Source organism: Pseudomonas sp. V98_8 (genome assembly GCF_029967975.1).
Taxonomy (GTDB): domain Bacteria; phylum Pseudomonadota; class Gammaproteobacteria; order Pseudomonadales; family Pseudomonadaceae; genus Aquipseudomonas; species Aquipseudomonas umsongensis.
The window spans coordinates 12,361-30,950 of the sequence record NZ_JASCAE010000079.1 but is presented as its reverse complement, the minus strand read 5'-3'; the positions used below and the strand labels follow the sequence as shown (position 1 = coordinate 30,950).

The following is an 18,590-nucleotide window of genomic DNA, read 5'->3' as shown; positions in this document are numbered from 1 at the left end:
AGCAAGCCCTCTGCCTGAGTATATTCCTGCACTGCTGCGCCATGTAGCGAAATCACGCGCAATAAGGCGGCCGAATGGCTCAACTGCTCGGGGTATCGCTGTCCCGCTTGCGCTTGTTGCCCATGCGCACGCCGATGTCCATCAGGAACTGGAAGAAGCCTTCCTGGTCTTCCAGCACATTGCTCCAGAACGGCGAGTGGTAGAGCGCTACGGCTCCGTGCACCAGCGCCCAGGACGCGCAATAATGGAAATAAGGTGGCACGTCTTCAAGCTTGCCTTCGCTGATCCGGCCCTTGATAAGCAAGGTCAAGCGTTCGAAGTTCGAGGCGCGGATCTTGTGCAGCTCCTCGACCATCTCCGGCACCTGGTTGCCCTTGACGACCTTTTCTTCCAGGCGGTCAAACAACCGGTACCGCTGCGGGTCGCGCATGCGGAATTCGAAATAGGCGCGGGACAGGGCCTCCTTGTCCTTGTCGACATCGGCCGAATGCAACAGCTCGTTCAAATCGCGCTCATAGTCGAGCATCAGGCGCAGATAGATTTCGGCCTTGGACTTGAAGTGCTTGTAGATCGTGCCTTTGCCGATACCGACAGCATCAGCAATCATCTCGACGGTGACACTGTCTTCACCCTGGTCGAGGAACAGCTTGAGCGCGGTATCGAGAATTTCTTGCTCGCGGCGACGAAACTCACGGACCTTACGAGGTTCTTTATGCATAAGAAAAGGTCTGTAGGGGTCAAAATTCGAAGCCGCGTATTATGCCTAAATTGCGCAAAAATGCACGGATCATCCGACCATATCTGTGTTTCTTGATGATTTCTCGCAACATCGTCCGTTGATGAGAACTCTTCTGAAGCGCCCGTATTCCAAATTTGTTTAAAAACCACGGCCTACAAACTGGACGGTGCGAAATACTGATCAATACTTGAACTGTCGGCGGGGCATCTCCCCCAAGTGTCACGCCGATATTGGTACCAACGGACCGCGTGCCATTGTTTTACTCCTAATGGTCTTAACCCGGATTCACCCCCCAGAACCCGGGTTTTTTTTGCCTGCGATTTAACCTTTTACATGCGCCAACGGAAACAACCGCTTGAAGTTCTCAGTGGTCTGCTCGGCAAATCGCTCATAGGGCTCACCCCGCAACATTGCCAGAAATTCCGCTACTTCGCGCACGTACTGCGGCAGGTTCGGCTTGCCACGGTAAGGGATCGGCGCCAGGTACGGTGAGTCGGTTTCCACCAGCAAACGGTCGGCCGGCACCTTGCTTGCCACATCGCGCAACGCGTCGGCGTTGCGGAATGTGACAATCCCGGACAGGGAAATGTAGTAACCCATGTCCAGGGCGGCTTTCGCCATGTCCCAGTCCTCGGTGAAGCAGTGCAGCACGCCTGCCTGGGGCAGCGCCGCCTCACGCAGCAGGTTCAAGGTATCGGCGCGTGCGCCTCGAGTATGGATGATCACCGGCTTGCCGGTCTGTTGCGCCGCCTGCAGGTGCAATCGGAAAGATTGCTGCTGCAACGCGGCCGCTTCCGGCTCGTAGTGATAATCCAGACCGGTTTCACCGATCGCCACCACGCGCGGATGGTTGAGCTCGTGCAACAGCCAGTCCAAGGCAGGCGCCGCCCCCGGCTGCACATCCAGCGGATGCACGCCGACTGAGCAATCGACATCGTCATAGCGCTCGGCCAGGGCTTTGACATCGGCCGCGTTGTCAGCGCTGACGCCGATACACAGGAAGTGCCCTACCCCACGCTGGCGGGCCGCATCCAGGGCGGCATCCAACGAGCCGTCATGGGCGGCAAGGTCGAGGCGATCAAGGTGACAATGGGAATCTACGAGCATAAAGGGCTGCAACTTACATCGTATGAGTGGGACGGTCGGGTTTCAGGGGTCCGGCCAGGTAGGTTTCGGTTCGACTGCAGGTAATATTATCGCCTTCAATGATGGCTGATGCAGAGTCCAGGCGCAGACGGTCACCGCTGGGTAGGCAGCGTCGCCCATTGCACCAGCAGCGCCTCCAGCAACAACACTCGGTTGAGGTTGGCTTTGCTCAACACCTTCTGCCGCTGGGCGAGAATCCAGTCCTGGATATTCAGGACTTTGTCCTGAGCGGTTTTTTGCGCCAGGTACTGGATCACCTTGCGCATGTCCGTCAGCCCCAACCCTTCTTCATCCTGGGTCAGCTGATAGCGCAGGATCAGGCTCGACCAATCACAGAACCAGTCGAACAGCAGCAACAACGGAATTGCATTCCAGCCTTCGGCCAACTGTGTCGGCGATTGTTGCTGCTTGAGCAACTTCTTCACCCCATCGACCACTTGCGCGCGCTGCTCGCGCACGCCCTGGGCGTTCAGGTTCACGGCGGCCAACGGCGAACCGGCCGCCAGCGTCAGCAACTCGATGCGCTCTTGCGGCGAACAGTCCGGCAAGGCCGTGGCCAGCCAGTCCAGACTCATGGCCTCGCCCGGCAGCGGACAGGCTTGCTGCACACAGCGACTCTTGATGGTCGGCAACAGACGACTGGGCTGGTGGCTGACCAATAGCAATACCGTGTCGCCAGACGGTTCTTCCAGGCTTTTGAGCAAGGCGTTGGCAGCATTGATGTTCATCGACTCGACCGGCTCGATCAACACTACTTTACGCCCACCCAGTTGCGCGGTCTGCACCACGAAACTGACCAGGTCGCGCACCTGGTCGACCTTGATTGCCTTGTCGGCTTCTTCCGGCTCCAGGATGTAGTTGTCGGGATGACTGCCGGCCTTGAGCAACAGGCACGACTTGCATTCGCCACAAGCGCCCTGCGGGGTCGGACGCTGGCACAGCAAACTGGCCATCAAGCGTTCGGCCAGGGCCCGCTTGCCGATTCCAGCCGGGCCATGCAGCAAATAGGCATGGGCGTGTTGCGCACGACCCGCCAGTTGCTGCCAGAGGCTGTCTTGCCATGGATAGGCTTCAGCCACGGCTCAGCTCCAACAGGCGTGGCAGCAAGGCATCCAGGGATTGCTGGACTTGCGCCAAGGGTTGCGCGGCGTCGATCAGCACGTACCGCGCAGGCTCCGCCGCTGCGCGCTTGAGGAATGCGCTGCGCACGGCATCGAAAAAGGCCCGGCCCTCGAGCTCAAAGCGATCCAGGCGTCCACGGGCACTGGCGCGCGCCAGCCCCACTTCCACCGGCAGGTCGAAAATCAACGTCAGGTCAGGGCGCAGGTCGCCTTGGACAAAGGTTTCCAGCGTCGCAATACGCTCCAGCGACAAGCCGCGGCCACCGCCCTGGTAGGCGTAGGTCGAATCGGTGAAACGATCACATAACACCACGGCACCGCGGGCCAGTGCCGGGCGAATGACTTCGGCCAAGTGCTGGGCGCGCGCCGCGAACACCAGCAACAGCTCAGTGTCCGGGTTCATCACCTCATCGACCGGGGCCAATAGCACTTCGCGAATGCGTTCGGCCAGCGGCGTGCCGCCCGGTTCGCGGGTCAGCAGCACCTCGATACCGGCAGCGCGCAGGCGTTCGGCCAGGTATTCGCGATTGGTGCTCTTGCCGGCGCCTTCCGGGCCTTCCAGCGTAATAAACAAGCCAGTCACAGGCAGTCCTTAGTCAGATTCATTGCGGGCTTTGCGGTGGTGTTGTATTCGGCTCGGATTGCGGTTCCGGCGTTGCAGCAGATTCAGGCACGGGATCTTGCGCGGGAACCGCAGGTGCAGCCTCGGGCGCTGATTCTGGCGCTGAGTCGGGCGAAGCCGCCGGGACAGGGGGCTGGGCTTCGGAAGCCTCGGGCTGCGCAGTTTCCGTTTGCGGCACCTCCATTGGCGGTGCATCGGTTGGCGACGCCTGGGTATCCGGCGTTTCGGGCGAGCCCACCGGCGCCGGACTGGAGCGGTAATCGGTGCGACGCTTGAGCTGGAACTCTCGCACGGCATTGTTGTGCGCGTCCAGATCATCGGAGAACACATGGCTGCCGTCGCCGCGAGCGACAAAGTAGAGGCTGGTGCCCTCCACCGGATTGAGTGCAGCGTGGATGGCTTCGCGGCCGACCATGGCAATCGGTGTCGGCGGCAGGCCGGAAATCATATAGGTGTTGTAGGGGGTCGCCTCCTTGAGATGGGCGCGAGTCAGCTTGCCGTTGTAACGGTCACCCAGGCCATAGATCACCGTTGGGTCTGTCTGCAACAGCATGCCGATCTCCATCCGACGCACGAACACGCCGGCGATTTGCCCGCGCTCCTGCGGCACGCCGGTTTCCTTCTCCACCAGCGAGGCCATGATCAGGGCTTGATAGGGACCGGTGTAAGGCAGGTCGGCGGCACGCTGACTCCACTCCTTGGCCAGCACGTCGTCGAGGCGCTGGTAAGCGGTTTTGAGCAATTCGGCGTCGGTCATGCCACGCACGAAGCGATAAGTGTCGGGAAAGAATCGTCCCTCGGGAAAAATCCCGCTATGGCCGAGCTTGTCCATGACCTGGCTGTCGCTCAGGCCTTTCAAGGTTTGCTCGAGCTTTTCTTCCTTGGCCAGGGCCGCACGGACCTGGTGGAAATTCCAGCCTTCGACCAGGGTCAGGCTGTATTGCACCATTTCCCCGCGCTTCCACAGATCGATCAGACCTTCGACGGTCATGCCGGGCGTCATGCGGTACTCGCCGCTGTGCAACGGCTGCTTGGGCAAATTGAAGCGCCAGTAGACGCGCAGCCAGAACGCGTCCTTGATGACGCCGTCGGCTTCCATCCGCAGGAAAGTGCGGTTCGGGGTAGTGCCCTTGGGCACCTCCAGCAATTCTTCCTGTTTGATATTCAGCGGCTGTACCAGCGCCGAATGAATTTTCCAGGCAGAAGCACCTAACATCAGCCCCGCCAGAACCAGTCCGGTTTCCAGCAGCAGCAAGAATTTACGTCTCACGTATCAAGCATCCAGTAGCGCGCGGGCAATGGTTTGGAGTTTACGGGTGAGCGGCCCAACCGGCCAGCTCAGTGCGGCATAGGCGCGCACCGGCCAAACGCCATACACGCTGTTGCAGACAAAAACTTCGTCAGCGCCTTGCAGCTGCTCAAGCGTGATATCGGTGATTTGCAGGGGGATACCCAAAGATTCGGCCTGAGACAATAATTCGGCACGCATCACACCTTCTACGCCGCAGTTGCTCAAATCTGCGGTGATCAACACGCCGTCATGCACCAGGAACAGGTTGCTGAAAACGCCCTCGATGACGCGACCGGCCTGATCGAGCATCAAGCCTTCGGCATGTTCGGTGTCCTGCCATTCGGCACGCGCCATCACCTGCTCAAGACGGTTCAAGTGCTTGAGACCCGCAAGAAGGGGTTGAAAGGAAAGTCGCGTGGTGCACGGGAACAGGCGAATGCCCTGCTCCGCATGGGCATCCGGGTAAACCGCGGGAGGATTACCCGACAGGATACGACGAGCCTGGGCCGAAGTATCGAAAGCGTAACCGCGCAGGCTGTCGCCGCGGGTAATGATCAGTTTGAGCACGCCGTCGTTCAGTTGCTCGGCATAGGTCAACACCTCCGAAACCACGGCAGCATGATCCAGATTGATTGCCAACCGACGGCACCCCTTGGCCAGCCGCACCAGATGACGATCCAGCAGGACCGGAAAGCCATCATGCACAGCGATGGTCTCGAACAGACCGTCGCCGTAGGCCAGGCCGCGATCCTTCAGCGACAATGCGTCAGCCGGCTGACCGTCGACCCAGCTGTCCATCAGCCTGCAAACCGGCGAAACACCAGCGAGCCGTTGGTGCCGCCAAAGCCGAAGGAGTTGGACACGACAACATCGATCTCCATGTTGCGCGCGGTGTGCGGCACGAAGTCGAGGTCGCAGCCTTCGTCCGGCTCATCGAGGTTGATGGTCGGTGGCGCTACCTGGCTGTTGATCGCCAGCACGCTGAAGATGGCCTCGACCGCGCCCGCCGCCCCCAGCAAGTGACCGGTCATCGACTTGGTCGAGCTGACTGCCAACTTGTAGGCGTGCTCGCCAAACACCGACTTGATCGCGTTGACTTCAGCAAGGTCGCCAGCCGGCGTCGAGGTACCGTGGGCGTTGATGTACTGCACCTGATCGCCATTGATCCTGGCATCACGCAGCGCATTGGTGATGCAACGTGCAGCCCCCGCGCCATCGGCTGGCGGCGAAGTCATGTGGTAGGCATCGCCACTGGTACCGAAACCGATCAGTTCGGCATAGATGGTAGCGCCACGGGCCTTGGCGTGTTCCAGCTCTTCCAGCACCAGCGCACCGGCGCCATTGGACAATACGAAGCCATCTCGGCCCTTGTCCCACGGGCGGCTGGCGCGGGTCGGCTCGTCGTTGCGGGTCGACAGCGCGCGGGAAGCGCCGAAACCACCCATGCCCAGGCCGCAGGCGGCCATTTCGGCACCGCCGGCGATCATCACATCGGCTTCGTCGTACATGATGTTGCGAGCAGCCATGCCGATGCAGTGCGTACCGGTGGTACACGCCGTGGCGATGGCATAGTTAGGCCCCTGTGCGCCCAAGTGGATGGACAGGAAGCCGGAAATCATATTGATGATCGAGCCAGGCACGAAGAACGGGGAAATCCGTCGCGGACCGGTCTCATGCAAGGTGCGACTGGTTTCTTCAATGTTGGTCAGTCCACCGATGCCCGAACCCATGGCCACGCCGATGCGCTCGCGATTGGCGTCGGTCACTTCCAGACCGGCATTGCGCACTGCCTGAAAACCTGCCGCCAGACCGTACTGAATGAACAGGTCGAGCTTGCGAGCTTCCTTGACCGACAGGTAATCCTCGACTTTGAAGTCCTTTACCGAGCCGCCAAAACGGGTGGAATAGGCAGAAAGGTCGGTGTGTTCGATCAGACCAATGCCACTGCGGCCAGCCAGAATGCCCTGCCAGCTGCTCGGCACATCCGTGCCCAGTGGCGACAACATACCCATACCGGTGACTACGACGCGTCTACGCGACACAGCACTCTCCTTTTTTCAAATGACGACTTTGCATCAGGCCTAAAGAAAAAACCGCACGCCATGATGGCAGTGCGGTTTTTCCATGACAGCGAGCAACGATTACAAACTATTACGCCTGGTGGCTAGTTACGTAGTCGATTGCAGCTTGTACGGTAGTGATCTTCTCAGCTTCTTCGTCAGGGATTTCGGTCTCGAATTCCTCTTCCAGAGCCATCACCAGCTCAACGGTGTCAAGGGAGTCGGCACCCAGGTCTTCAACGAAGGAAGCAGTGTTGACCACTTCTTCTTCTTTAACGCCCAGTTGCTCGGCAACGATTTTCTTGACGCGCTCTTCGATGGTGCTCATACCTTGTTTTCACTCCTAATGGACAAATTCAGGCAGCTGGCCAGTGGGTAAGTGTATAGAAAGACTTTTCAGCTTTTCAACTGAAAGCTTCACTCCTCAAACCCGGTGACCCACTGCCTATAAATAGATTGCAGCTTTATAACGGATTTTAGACAGCTCGTATGACATTTTTTTGAAACGATCCGTCACATTTAACTCATGTACATCCCGCCGTTCACCGGGATTGTAGCCCCAGTAACGTAAGCCGCACCGTCCGACGCAAGAAAAGCGACCACAGACGCGATCTCTTGAGCTTGCCCCAGACGACCCAGCGGAATCTGCGTCTGCAAGGCTTCACGCTGTGCCTCGGGCAGTTCGCGGGTCATATCGGTATCGATGAACCCAGGGGTTACCGAGTTTACCGTAATCGAACGCGAACCGACTTCACGCGCCAGAGAGCGGCTGAAACCTTCCAGGCCGGCCTTGGCGGCAGCGTAGTTTACTTGGCCTGCGTTGCCCATGGCACCCACAACCGAGCCAATACTGATAATTCGTCCCCAACGGGCCTTGGTCATACCGCGCAAAACGCCCTTGGACAGGCGGAACAGACTGTTCAGGTTGGTATCGACCACGTCATGCCACTCGTCGTCTTTCATGCGCATCATCAGGTTATCACGGGTGATGCCGGCATTATTGACCAGGATCGCCGGGGCACCGAACTGCGCCTGAATGGTCGCCAGGACAGCCGCCACGGACTCGTCGCTGGTGACATTGAGCTCAAGGCCAGTGCCCTGAATGCCGTTTTCCTTCAAAGTGGCGGCAATGCGCTCGGCACCAGAAGCGGAGGTCGCGGTGCCTACAACGATGGCGCCCTGACGACCCAATTCCAGGGCGATAGCCTGGCCGATGCCGCGGCTCGCGCCGGTGACCAGTGCAACTTTACCTTGCAGACTCATGCAAGCTTCTCCTGATTCAGGCCAGCGCTGCACGGGCGGCAGCGAAAGCGTCTGGGGTATTGAGATTGGAAGTCGATACGCCTTCGGCGCAGCGCTTGTTCAGACCGGCCAGTACCTTGCCCGGGCCGCATTCGACCAGATTGGTCGCGCCTTTGGCGGCCAGGGTCTGTACGGATTCTACCCAGCGTACTGGCTTGTACAGTTGCTCGAGCAGATCACGCTTGAGGGTTTCCAGATCCGCCGGCACCTGGGCGCTGACGTTCTGTACTACCGGGATCTGCGGAGCCTGCCAATCGATCGCGGCGATCGATTCGGCGAAACGCTCGGCTGCCGGACGCATCAGTTCGCAGTGCGACGGCACGCTGACTGGCAACGGCATGGCGCGTTTGGCGCCACGTGCCTTGCAGCCTTCAATGGCACGCTCGACCGCTGCCTTGGCACCGGCAATGACCACTTGTCCCGGGGAGTTGAAGTTGACCGCGCTGACCACTTCGCCTTGTGCCGCTTCGGCACAGGCAGCCAGTACGTCAGCGTCTTCCAGGCCGAGGATGGCAGCCATGCCGCCCTGCCCTGCAGGAACGGCTTCCTGCATCAGTTGGCCACGACGTTCGACGAGTTTGACCGCATCAGCCAGGCTCAGGCTGCCAGCAGCGACCAAGGCACTGTATTCGCCCAGGCTGTGACCGGCCACATACGCCGGGCGCGCGCCGCCTTCAGCCAACCACAGACGCCACAGGGCGATCGAAGCGGTCAAAATGGCCGGCTGGGTCTTATCGGTCTGGTTGAGTTGTTCTTCCGGCCCTTGCTGGGTCAGTGCCCACAGGTCGTAACCCAGGGCATCGGAAGCTTCTTTGAACGTATCGAGGACGACCGGGTGTTGCGCGCCCAACTCGGCCAGCATGCCGAGGGACTGCGAACCCTGTCCCGGAAAGACGAATGCGAGGGAAGCAGACATGTAACAAGCCCCTAATGATCTTGTCGTCGGAGAATTGACGTCCCGCTCAGGGGGACGCAAGAAACTGAGAGTTGGATGGCCATTTGAACCAAGCGGTCACATTTAAGCATTGTCCGACGAAAACGCCTAAAGCAACAAATCCTCCAGACGACCGTGGATACGTTCCGGCAGGTTTTCCTGGATCTCGATCAGAGCACGGGAAATGGCGCTTTGAAAGCCCTGAACCCCTGCAGATCCGTGACTTTTTACGACAATTCCCTGCAAGCCGAGAAAGCTCGCTCCGTTATGCCGAGCCGGGGCGAGGTCGGCTTGCAAGCGCTTCATCAGGGGCAAGGCTAACGCTCCCACCATGCGTGATGGCAGGTTCTTCTTGAACAACGCCTCGATGCGCCCGGCAATCATGGTGGCCAGGCCTTCGCTGGACTTGAGCAGGATGTTGCCGACAAAACCGTCGCACACCACCACATCCGCTTCGCCACGGTACAACCCGTCGCCCTCGACAAAACCGATGTAATTGATGCCACGGGCACTTTGCAGCAAGGTCGCGGCCAGCTTGACCTGCTGATTGCCCTTGATGTCCTCGGTGCCGATGTTCAGCAATGCGACGCGCGGACGCACGATGCCCAGAGTCTCGGCGGCAACCGACCCCATCACTGCAAACTGCAACAGATGCTCGGCGCTGCAATCGACATTGGCGCCCAGGTCGAGCAACTGGCAGTAACCTTTCTGCGTCGGGATCGCCGCTACCATGGCCGGCCGATCAATGCCCGGCAAGGTCTTGAGCACAAAGCGCGACAGCGCCATCAGGGCCCCGGTATTACCGGCACTGACACACGCCTGGACCTTGCCATCGCGCAGCAACTCAAGCGCCACGCGCATCGACGAGTCGGGCTTGCCACGCAGGGCCTGGGCAGGTTTTTCGTCCATGGTAATGACTTCGGACGCCGGAGTAATCGACAGGCGCGCGCGATCCACAGCCGATTGGCCAGCGATCAATTCTTCAAGAAGGGAGGGTTGACCGACGAGGGTCAGGGACAGCGAGGGCGTGGCAGACAGGCAAGCAAGACTGGCCTGGACAATGCTGCGGGGACCGAAGTCCCCGCCCATTGCGTCAATCGCGATGACTTGAGCGGACAAGTGATTACTCGTCAGCGCCCTTGTCGATCACTTTACGGCCACGGTATACGCCTTCTGGCGATACGTGGTGACGCAGGTGAACTTCACCGGTGGTTTTTTCTACAGACAGGGTGCTAGCCTCGAGAGCGTCGTGCGAACGGCGCATGTCACGGGCAGAGCGGGATTTTTTGTTCTGCTGAACAGCCATAATTGATTAACTCCTAAACGTTTGGGTCACGCTTTAACTGCGCCAATACACTGAACGGGTTGGACCGCGTTACCTCGTCCTCGCTCGGTTCGGGCTCATCTGCTCCCGCCGGCTGCTGGCATTCTTCCGGATGATGAGCAGGCACAATGGGCAAGGCGAGCAGAAGCTCCTCCTCGATCAGTGACTGCAGATCCAATGGATCTTCGCCCAGTTCCAGCACGTCATAACCTTTCGGCAACGACTGGGTATTCGCACCCTCCTTCACCACAGCGTAACTGCATTCGCTATGGATCGGCAGGGTGACCAGCTCAAGACAACGCTGGCAAACCATTTTGACTTCAGTGTCGATAAAGCTGTGGATGACCACAGATTTACGTTCATCTCGTTCAAAAACGAATTTAGCCTGCACCGTACCGACATTGTCGGAAAGCGGGTCGCAGAGTCTCTCCAAATCGGCCAGCAGCATTTCACCTTGGAGGGTGGTGCCACGATCAGCCAATTTGCGCGGGTCAACGTGAGGTGGAATCGGGTCATTCAACATAGGCGCAGCATTATAGGGATGCACCCGCCCATGTCAAAGGAAATTCAGCCCTGTCCGTCACTTGGAAGCCCCGATAGAATTCATGCCTACCATTTGGAGTTGCGCATGCTGCCTTTATTACTCGCTTCAAGCTCGGTTTATCGCCGGGATTTGCTGGCCCGCTTGCAGCTGCCATTCAGCTGCAGCTCGCCGGACATCGATGAAAGCCATCGCCTCGGTGAATCCGCCGTCGAGCTGGTCAAACGCCTCGCCGAAGAGAAAGCACGCGCACTGGCCGCCAGCCATACCGCTCATCTGATTATCGGCTCAGACCAGGTCGCGGTGCTTGGCGAGCGAATCGTCGGCAAGCCCCACACCTTCGAAAAGGCCCGCGAGCAACTGCTGGCGGCAAGCGGCGCCAGCGTGACGTTCCTCACCGGGCTCGCCCTGCTGAATAGCCAGACCGGCCACTGCCAGGTCGACTGCGTGCCCTTCACGGTGCACATGCGCACACTCGACAGTGAACGCATCGAACGCTACCTGCGCGCCGAACAACCCTACGACTGTGCTGGCAGTTTCAAGGCCGAAGGGTTGGGGGTAAGCCTGTTTCAGAGCACCGAGGGCCCCGACGCTACCAGCCTTGTCGGCCTGCCGTTGATTCGCCTTGTCGATATGCTTCTAACCGAAGGCGTGCAAATCCCCTAAAAGCAAAAGATCGCAGCCTGCGGCAGCTCCTACAGGTGATCGGTGTAGGAGCTGCCGCAGGCTGCGATCTTTTGACTTTAAAAAACTTAACGCAACGACGGACCGTTAAACCCCATCCACATCGCCAGATGCTCGGCCACGCTGGCGCCGAGCTTTTTCGAGAAGCGATCGAACGGCGATTCCTGAACGGTGAAGTCCACCAGCTCTTTTTCGCCGATCACATCCCGCGCGACATAACTGGCATTACCCAGGCCGTCGATCAAGCCCAGCGGCAGCGCCTGCTCACCCGACCAGACCAGCCCGGAGAACAGCTCCGGATGCTCCTTGTCCTTCAAACGATCGCCACGACCCTGCTTGACGCTGTTGATGAACTGCTTGTGGGTGGTATCGAGCACGCCCTGCCAGAACGCCGTTTCTTCAGGCTTCTGCGGCTGGAACGGATCGAGGAAGGATTTGTGCTCGCCCGAGGTGTAGGTGCGACGCTCCACTCCCAGCTTCTCCATGGTGCCGACAAACCCGTAGCCGGCTGCCGTTACCCCGATGGAGCCCACCAGGCTCGCCTTGTCGGCATAGATCTGGTCCGCTGCACTGGCAATGTAATACGCACCGGAAGCGCCCAGGTCGGAAATCACCGCGTAAAGCTTGGTATCCGGATGCAGACCACGCAGCCGGCGGATCTCGTCATAGACATAGCCTGACTGCACCGGACTGCCGCCCGGGCTATTGATGCGCAGGATGACACCCTTGACCTTGTCGTCTTCGAAGGCGGCCCGCAGGCTACCGACGATGTTGTCGGCACTGGCCGGCTCCTTGTCGGCGATCATGCCATCGATGTCGATCAACGCGGTGTAGTTGCCACTGCGGGTTGCAGCCTTCTCGATATCCATCAGAGGCGTAAACAGCGCCAACGCGACAAACAGGTACACGAAGGTCAACAACTTGAAGAAAATCCCCCAACGCCGGGAGCGACGCTGCTCCTGCACACCGGCCAGCAGGGTCTTCTCCAACAGCTTCCAGCTTTTTTCGTCACCGCTCTCTGCGCTCGCCTTGGCGGGCGCTTTCCATTCGTCGGCCATGCCATTTACCCCAGCAAAAACGTATTAGGCCCGCTGACCCAGCCAGGCGTGCAATTGTGAAAAACGATCGATAGCCAGTCGTGGCTCGAACAGCTTCAGCGCTTCAATCGATTGCGCGCCGTAGCTGACCGCCACCGAATCCATGCCGGCGTTGCGTGCCATCTGCAGATCGAAGGACGAGTCGCCAACCATCAGGGCCTGATCCGCACGCACATCACAATGCGCCAGTATCTGCTCAAGCATCAGCGGATGGGGCTTGCTGGCCGTCTCGTCGGCGGCCCGGGTGATATCGAAATAATTTTCCCAACCGTGAGACTTCAGCACCCGATCCAGCCCGCGACGGGCCTTGCCCGTGGCCACGGCCAGGTGATAGCCCTCGGCACGAAACGCTTCGAGCGACTCGACCACACCCTCGAACAAGGGCGATGGTACCGCCTCCGAGGCGATGTAGTGATCGGCGTAGTGCTGACGAAACGCTACAAGTTCGGCATCGCCGATTTGCGGATACAGGGTACGAATCGCCTCCGGCAGGCCCAGGCCGATGATGCCCTTGACGGCAAGATCATCGCACTGCTCAAACCCGGACCGCTGCGACGCCACGTGCATCGCCTCGACAATCCGACCAATGGAATCGGCCAGCGTGCCGTCCCAATCGAATATCAGCAGCTTGTAATCAGATGGGTGCACTCAGGCGCTCCACGGTTTTAGCCCACATTTCGTCGACAGGCGCCTGCAATTTCAATTCGCCACCATCCGGCAACGGCACGGTCAGCATGTAGGCATGCAGGAACAGGCGCTTACCGCCCAGATCGCGAATTTCCTTGCTGAAACCTTCGTCACCATACTTGCTGTCACCAGCGATGCAATGCCCGGCGTGCAGGGTATGCACACGGATCTGGTGAGTCCGGCCAGTGACCGGCTTGGCTTCGATCAGGGTGGCAAAGTCACCGAAGCGGCGCAGGACCTTGAACACGGTCACGGACTCCTTGCCCTCCTCTTCGTCGACCTCGACCATGCGCTCGCCGGAGCGCAGGTTGCTCTTGCCCAGCGCCGCACGAACCTGCTTGATCGAGCTCGCCCAGTTACCGCGCACCAGCGCCATGTAGCGCTTGTCGACGCCATCACCGCGCAAAGCGGTGTGCAGGTGGCGCAACATGCTGCGCTTCTTGGCGATCATCAACAGGCCCGACGTATCACGGTCGAGGCGGTGAACCAGCTCAAGCTCCTTGCAATCGGGGCGCAACTGACGGAAGGCTTCGATCACCCCGAAGGTCAGCCCGCTACCACCGTGAACCGCAATGCCCGCGGGCTTGTTGATCACGATCAGGGCCTTGTCTTCAAAGACAATCGAGGCTTCCAGGCGCTGCAACAGCCCCTGGGCCAGCGGCACCGGCTCGTCGCGCTCAGGCACGCGCACCGGCGGCACGCGCACGATATCGCCCGCCTGCAGCTTGTATTCGGGCTTGATCCGACCCTTGTTCACTCGCACTTCGCCTTTACGCAAAATGCGGTAAATCAAGGTCTTGGGCACGCCTTTGAGCCGAGCGAGAAGGAAGTTATCAATACGTTGGCCGGCATATTCCGGCGAGACCTCAAGCAGTTGTACGCCTGGAGTCGGGGGGGTAGTCGTCGTCATGGCGCGGATGATAACAATTTTTTATGGAATTGAAGCACTTAATCATTGCTGCTATAGTCGCGAACGCCGCCAAAAGCGGCCTGGCCAGCGGACCAACGGTCAAAAACCGGCCCTGACCAACGCAATTCACCAGGACGCGAGGCCGTCCTACGGGGTTTTCGCTACGTAACGGTGGAGTTTGCAACTGTAACAAGCGCAGGTGACATGAGGCCTGAATCAAACCGCAAAGCAGAGTTTCCACTCGCTTTTCGAGCCAATATTCATGGCCAGTTCACAAAGTGCAGTCAGCTGCGGATGACCCCGAGCGAAACGCTTCGGAAACAACGCCTAAATTAGCCATGATGCGTGACCTCCCCTTTCGGAGCTCACGGTAAATGCCAACCCGCTGCGGATTCTGCGCGCGGCAGCACCCGAATTATCAGGGATACGTGTAGGGTGGAGATGCACAACCGCTGGCCTGTGTAGCAATAGGCTTTATCAAGACGCTTCATCTCGTCCACAGCCGCCGGTTGATTCCTCCTCCTGACTGAGTGCTTAAGTAGCCACAGCAAGCAGGACGCGTACGTCGCGACAAAGGCCCACATTGGCCGGACATCGCTGGACACGGGAATGGCCAACCACTCCCGACGCACCTGACACCGACCATGAGAAGTCGTGTGTGCCGAACGCCGTTTCCGGCAGCCCGGAAACCGACGGTACTACATGAAAAGAATGCTGATTAACGCAACTCAACCCGAAGAGTTGCGTGTTGCACTGGTAGATGGCCAGCGCCTCTACGACCTGGACATCGAATCCGGTGCACGCGAGCAGAAGAAGGCCAACATCTATAAAGGCCGGATTACTCGCATCGAACCAAGCCTGGAGGCTGCCTTTGTCGATTTCGGCTCTGAGCGCCACGGCTTCCTGCCCCTCAAAGAAATCTCCCGCGAATACTTCAAGAAAACCCCTGAAGGCCGCGTCAACATCAAGGACGTCCTGAGCGAAGGCCAGGAAGTCATCGTTCAGGTCGAAAAAGAAGAGCGTGGCAACAAGGGCGCCGCCCTGACCACGTTCATCAGCCTGGCCGGTCGTTACCTCGTGCTGATGCCGAACAACCCGCGTGCCGGCGGTATCTCCCGTCGCATCGAAGGCGAAGAGCGCAATGAATTGCGTGAAGCGCTGAACGGCCTGGTTGCCCCGGCCGACATGGGCCTGATCGTGCGCACGGCCGGCCTGGGTCGCAGCAGCGAAGAAATGCAGTGGGACCTCGACTACCTGCTGCAACTGTGGACTGCCATCAAAGAAGCTTCGCTGGATCGTTCCGCGCCGTTCCTGATCTATCAGGAAAGCAACGTGATCATCCGCGCGATCCGCGATTACCTGCGCCAGGACATCGGCGAAGTGCTGATCGACAGCGTTGAAGCCCAGGACGAAGCCCTGACCTTCATTCGCCAGGTGATGCCGCAGTACGCCAGCAAGATCAAGCTGTACGAAGACAGCGTGCCACTGTTCAACCGCTTCCAGATCGAAAGCCAGATCGAGACCGCGTTCCAGCGCGTCGTTGAACTGCCTTCCGGCGGCTCCATCGTGATCGATCCGACCGAAGCCCTGGTGTCCATCGACATCAACTCGGCGCGCGCCACCAAAGGTAGCGACATCGAAGAAACCGCGCTGCAGACCAACCTTGAAGCCGCCGAAGAAATCGCCCGTCAGTTGCGCCTGCGCGACATCGGCGGCCTGATCGTCATCGACTTCATCGACATGACCCCGGCCAAGAACCAGCGCGCCGTAGAAGAAAAAGTCCGCGAATGCCTGGAAGCCGACCGCGCCCGCGTGCAAGTCGGCCGCATTTCGCGCTTCGGCCTGCTGGAAATGTCCCGTCAGCGCCTGCGCCCATCCCTGGGTGAAAGCAGCGGCATCGTTTGCCCGCGTTGCAACGGCACCGGCATCATCCGTGACGTCGAATCGCTGTCCTTGGCGATCCTGCGCCTGATCGAAGAAGAAGCCCTGAAAGACCGTACCGCCGAAGTTCGTGCACAAGTGCCGATCCCGGTGGCCGCGTTCCTGCTCAACGAAAAACGTAACTCGATCACCAAGATCGAACTGCGTACCCGTGCCCGCATCGTCATCCTGCCGAACGATCACCTCGAAACGCCGCACTTCGAAGTGCAGCGCCTGCGCGATGACAGCCCGGAAGCGGCGATCAACCAGTCCAGCTACGAAATCGCAGCGGCCGCCGCCGAAGTCGAAGAAGTGCAGCCAGCTGCCGCGACCCGCACCCTGGTTCGCCAGGAAGCCGCGGTCAAGACGGCGCCAGCCCGCGCCAATGCTCCGGTACCGACCGAAGTTGTCGCCGCTCCCGTTGCCGCTCCTGTCGCCGCGCCAGAGCCAAGCCTGTTCAAGGGCCTGGTGAAGTCGCTGGTCAGCCTGTTCGCGTCCAAGGAAGAGCCTGTCGCTCCGACCGTGGTTGAGAAACCGGCTACCACCGAGCGTCCGGCCCGCAGCAACGAGGAACAACGCCGCACCGGCCGCCAGCAGAGCCGCACCCGTAACGGTCGCCGCGATGAAGAGCGCAAGCCTCGTGAAGAGCGCGCGCCCCGCGAAGAACGCGCTCCACGTGAACCCCGCGAAGAGCGCCAGCCACGCGAAGTACGCGAGCCTCGTGAGACCCGCGAAGAAACGCCAGTCGTAGCCCGCGAAGAACGCGCTCCACGTGAAGAACGCGCTCCGCGCGCGCCACGTGAAGAGCGTACTCCGCGTGCCCCGCGCGAAGATCGCAAGCCACGTGGCGAGCGTGAGGAGCGTGTGCGTGAACTGCGCGAGCCGCTGGACGCTGTCGCTCCTGCTGCCGCTGCTGTTGCTGCCGCGACCACTGAAGAACGCCCGGCCCGCCCGCCACGCGAAGAACGCGCTCCACGCCCTCCGCGTGAAGAACGTCAACCGCGTGCCGAGCAAGCGGCTGCTGTAGCCGAAGAAGAGCTGACCGGCAACGAAGAGCAACTGCAGGAAGAAGGCCAGGAAGGCGCCGAAGGCGATCGTCCACGCCGCCGCTCCCGCGGCCAGCGTCGTCGCAGCAACCGCCGCGAGCGTCAGCGTGATGCCAACGGCAACGTAATCGAAGGTTCGGAAGAGTCCGAAGCCGGCGATAACACTGAAGCGCCAAGCACTGCTGACCTGGCCGCCGGCCTGGCTGTTACCGCAGCCGTTGCCAGCAGCGTGATCAGCGCTCCGGCCGAAGCACAGGCCAACCAGCAAGCCGAACGCGCCACCGCCGCCACCCTGGAAACGGCTCCCGCCGAAGCGCCAGTGGTGGAAGCGACGACTCCGGTCGAAGCCACAGCTTCGCCGGAAATCGAAGTGGCAGCAGCGCCAGAAGCACAGCCAGTGGTTGAAGCTGCCGCTGAACCAGCCGTGGTTGCAGAACCGGTTGCCGACACCGTGACTGAAACCGTGACCGAGGCCGTTCGTGAAGTTCGCGAAGAGCAAACCGCTTTCAACTGGGTTGCCGAGCCAGCCGTAGCCGAACCCCCTGCTCCAGCGCCGGTTGCTGAAGCCGAGGTGGCGCCAGCGCTGGTCTCCGAGCCAGTTGCCGCTGCCGAGCCAGCTCCAGTGGTTGAAGCGCCGGTTGTTGCCCAAGCGCCTGCTCCGGTGGTTGAAGCCGCGCCAATCAGCGCCCTGACGCCAAGTGGCCGCGCACCGAACGACCCACGTGAAGTGCGTCGCCGCAAGCGTGAAGAAGAGCGTCTGCAGAAGGAAGCCGAACTGGCGGCCGCTGCTGCCCAGGCTGTTGCTGCCGAGCCAGCACCGGTTGCCGCCGAAGTGGTCGAGGCATCTGCCCCGGCTGCCGAAGTCGCTGCCGAGCCGGTTGAGTCGGTGATTGCCGAAGCACCTCGCTCCGTTCAGGAAGCGGTCGAGCAACACGAGAAAGCCCAGGAAAAAGAGCACGAGCCTAAACCTCTCGTCTGATTCCCTCGGCCATTGAAAAGCCCCGCCCGGTGAACCCGGGCGGGGCTTTTTTTTGGTTCTTCACGCAATCCTGGGAAACATGATCGTTTATACCTCTGTAGGAGCGAGCATGCTCGCGATGATCTCAAATGCACCGCGTGTATCCAGGTTCCCCGCGTCATCGTTGACGTCCATCGCGACGGTGCGA

General features: G+C 60.1%; 18 protein-coding genes. 2 read left to right on the top strand and 16 right to left on the bottom strand.

Translation table 11 applies throughout. The annotated features are described in order from the left end of the window. Positions 1–79: 79 nt before the first annotated feature. From QLG10_RS23770 to QLG10_RS23710, 13 genes are all read right to left on the bottom strand, one after another. On the bottom strand, positions 80–718 hold the full coding sequence (locus tag QLG10_RS23770; protein WP_007945721.1) for a TetR/AcrR family transcriptional regulator: 639 nt from the start codon (positions 716–718) through the stop codon (positions 80–82). Positions 719–1,060: 342 nt separating this feature from the next. Then, positions 1,061–1,846, bottom strand: a complete 786-nt coding sequence (locus QLG10_RS23765; protein WP_110754120.1) for a TatD family hydrolase — start codon at positions 1,844–1,846, stop codon at positions 1,061–1,063. 131 nt (positions 1,847–1,977) lie between these two features. Then, on the bottom strand, positions 1,978–2,964 hold the full coding sequence (locus QLG10_RS23760; protein ID WP_282488150.1) for a DNA polymerase III subunit delta': 987 nt from the start codon (positions 2,962–2,964) through the stop codon (positions 1,978–1,980). Then, positions 2,957–3,589 carry a dTMP kinase gene (gene tmk, locus QLG10_RS23755; protein ID WP_020799940.1) on the bottom strand — a complete coding sequence of 211 codons (633 nt, stop codon included), beginning with the start codon at positions 3,587–3,589 and terminating at the stop codon, positions 2,957–2,959. The genes QLG10_RS23760 and tmk overlap by 8 nt, the downstream gene beginning before the upstream one ends. Positions 3,590–3,608: 19 nt before the next feature. Then, positions 3,609–4,898: an endolytic transglycosylase MltG gene (mltG, locus tag QLG10_RS23750; protein WP_110754124.1), complete on the bottom strand. Its 1,290-nt coding sequence runs from the start codon at positions 4,896–4,898 to the stop codon at positions 3,609–3,611. A gap of 3 nt (positions 4,899–4,901) precedes the next feature. Further along, positions 4,902–5,717: an aminodeoxychorismate lyase gene (gene pabC / locus QLG10_RS23745; RefSeq protein WP_282488149.1), complete on the bottom strand. Its 816-nt coding sequence runs from the start codon at positions 5,715–5,717 to the stop codon at positions 4,902–4,904. Further along, positions 5,717–6,961, bottom strand: a complete 1,245-nt coding sequence (fabF, locus tag QLG10_RS23740) for a beta-ketoacyl-ACP synthase II (protein ID WP_110754128.1) — start codon at positions 6,959–6,961, stop codon at positions 5,717–5,719. The genes pabC and fabF overlap by 1 nt, the downstream gene beginning before the upstream one ends. 109 nt (positions 6,962–7,070) lie before the next feature. Continuing rightward, entirely contained in the window at positions 7,071–7,307 is a 237-nt protein-coding gene (acpP, locus tag QLG10_RS23735) for an acyl carrier protein (RefSeq protein WP_003175607.1), read from the bottom strand. Positions 7,308–7,498: 191 nt separating this feature from the next. Beyond that, positions 7,499–8,242: a 3-oxoacyl-ACP reductase FabG gene (fabG, locus tag QLG10_RS23730; RefSeq protein ID WP_020799936.1), complete on the bottom strand. Its 744-nt coding sequence runs from the start codon at positions 8,240–8,242 to the stop codon at positions 7,499–7,501. Positions 8,243–8,258: 16 nt separating this feature from the next. Continuing rightward, positions 8,259–9,197 (bottom strand): ACP S-malonyltransferase, encoded by a 939-nt coding sequence (fabD, locus tag QLG10_RS23725; protein WP_033043587.1) that lies wholly within the window; start codon positions 9,195–9,197, stop codon positions 8,259–8,261. Between the two features lie 126 nt (positions 9,198–9,323). Further along, positions 9,324–10,334 (bottom strand): phosphate acyltransferase PlsX, encoded by a 1,011-nt coding sequence (gene plsX / locus QLG10_RS23720; protein ID WP_110754130.1) that lies wholly within the window; start codon positions 10,332–10,334, stop codon positions 9,324–9,326. A 4-nt stretch (positions 10,335–10,338) separates the two neighbouring features. Continuing rightward, a complete protein-coding gene (gene rpmF, locus QLG10_RS23715) occupies positions 10,339–10,521 on the bottom strand; it encodes a 50S ribosomal protein L32 (RefSeq protein WP_003179396.1) in 183 nt (60 codons plus the stop codon). 13 nt (positions 10,522–10,534) lie between these two features. Beyond that, positions 10,535–11,062: a YceD family protein gene (locus QLG10_RS23710; protein ID WP_007942001.1), complete on the bottom strand. Its 528-nt coding sequence runs from the start codon at positions 11,060–11,062 to the stop codon at positions 10,535–10,537. A 105-nt stretch (positions 11,063–11,167) separates the two neighbouring features. Between QLG10_RS23710 and QLG10_RS23705 the strand changes: the two genes are divergently transcribed. Continuing rightward, positions 11,168–11,746, top strand: coding sequence for a nucleoside triphosphate pyrophosphatase (locus QLG10_RS23705; protein ID WP_020799933.1), 579 nt, complete (start codon positions 11,168–11,170; stop codon positions 11,744–11,746). 86 nt (positions 11,747–11,832) lie between these two features. Here QLG10_RS23705 and QLG10_RS23700 read toward each other — a convergent pair whose 3' ends face one another. The 3 genes from QLG10_RS23700 to rluC are packed head-to-tail and all read right to left on the bottom strand — an operon-like array spanning position 11,833 to position 14,458. Then, positions 11,833–12,822 (bottom strand): S49 family peptidase, encoded by a 990-nt coding sequence (locus QLG10_RS23700; protein WP_188263749.1) that lies wholly within the window; start codon positions 12,820–12,822, stop codon positions 11,833–11,835. 24 nt (positions 12,823–12,846) lie between these two features. Continuing rightward, the gene (locus QLG10_RS23695; RefSeq protein ID WP_110754134.1) at positions 12,847–13,509 is read right to left on the bottom strand and encodes an HAD-IA family hydrolase; all 663 of its coding nucleotides are present in this window, start codon (positions 13,507–13,509) and stop codon (positions 12,847–12,849) included. Then, on the bottom strand, positions 13,496–14,458 hold the full coding sequence (gene rluC, locus QLG10_RS23690; protein WP_248678407.1) for a 23S rRNA pseudouridine(955/2504/2580) synthase RluC: 963 nt from the start codon (positions 14,456–14,458) through the stop codon (positions 13,496–13,498). The genes QLG10_RS23695 and rluC overlap by 14 nt, the downstream gene beginning before the upstream one ends. A gap of 702 nt (positions 14,459–15,160) precedes the next feature. On the opposite strand from rluC, the gene rne reads away from it, so the two are divergent. After that, positions 15,161–18,403, top strand: a complete 3,243-nt coding sequence (gene rne, locus QLG10_RS23685) for a ribonuclease E (RefSeq protein ID WP_282488148.1) — start codon at positions 15,161–15,163, stop codon at positions 18,401–18,403. Positions 18,404–18,590 lie beyond the last annotated feature (187 nt).

Bases quoted from the DNA above. Each gene is read 5' to 3' on its own strand.
- QLG10_RS23770 (WP_007945721.1), bottom strand. From the start codon at position 718: ATGCATAAAGAACCTCGTAAGGTCCGTGAGTTTCGTCGCCGCGAGCAA.
- QLG10_RS23765 (WP_110754120.1), bottom strand. From the start codon at position 1,846: ATGCTCGTAGATTCCCATTGTCACCTTGATCGCCTCGACCTTGCCGCC.
- pabC (WP_282488149.1), bottom strand. From the start codon at position 5,717: ATGGACAGCTGGGTCGACGGTCAGCCGGCTGACGCATTGTCGCTGAAG.
- acpP (WP_003175607.1), bottom strand. From the start codon at position 7,307: ATGAGCACCATCGAAGAGCGCGTCAAGAAAATCGTTGCCGAGCAACTG.
- fabG (WP_020799936.1), bottom strand. From the start codon at position 8,242: ATGAGTCTGCAAGGTAAAGTTGCACTGGTCACCGGCGCGAGCCGCGGC.
- fabD (WP_033043587.1), bottom strand. From the start codon at position 9,197: ATGTCTGCTTCCCTCGCATTCGTCTTTCCGGGACAGGGTTCGCAGTCC.
- rpmF (WP_003179396.1), bottom strand. From the start codon at position 10,521: ATGGCTGTTCAGCAGAACAAAAAATCCCGCTCTGCCCGTGACATGCGC.
- QLG10_RS23710 (WP_007942001.1), bottom strand. From the start codon at position 11,062: ATGTTGAATGACCCGATTCCACCTCACGTTGACCCGCGCAAATTGGCT.
- QLG10_RS23705 (WP_020799933.1), top strand. From the start codon at position 11,168: ATGCTGCCTTTATTACTCGCTTCAAGCTCGGTTTATCGCCGGGATTTG.
- QLG10_RS23700 (WP_188263749.1), bottom strand. From the start codon at position 12,822: ATGGCCGACGAATGGAAAGCGCCCGCCAAGGCGAGCGCAGAGAGCGGT.
- rluC (WP_248678407.1), bottom strand. From the start codon at position 14,458: ATGACGACGACTACCCCCCCGACTCCAGGCGTACAACTGCTTGAGGTC.
- rne (WP_282488148.1), top strand. From the start codon at position 15,161: ATGAAAAGAATGCTGATTAACGCAACTCAACCCGAAGAGTTGCGTGTT.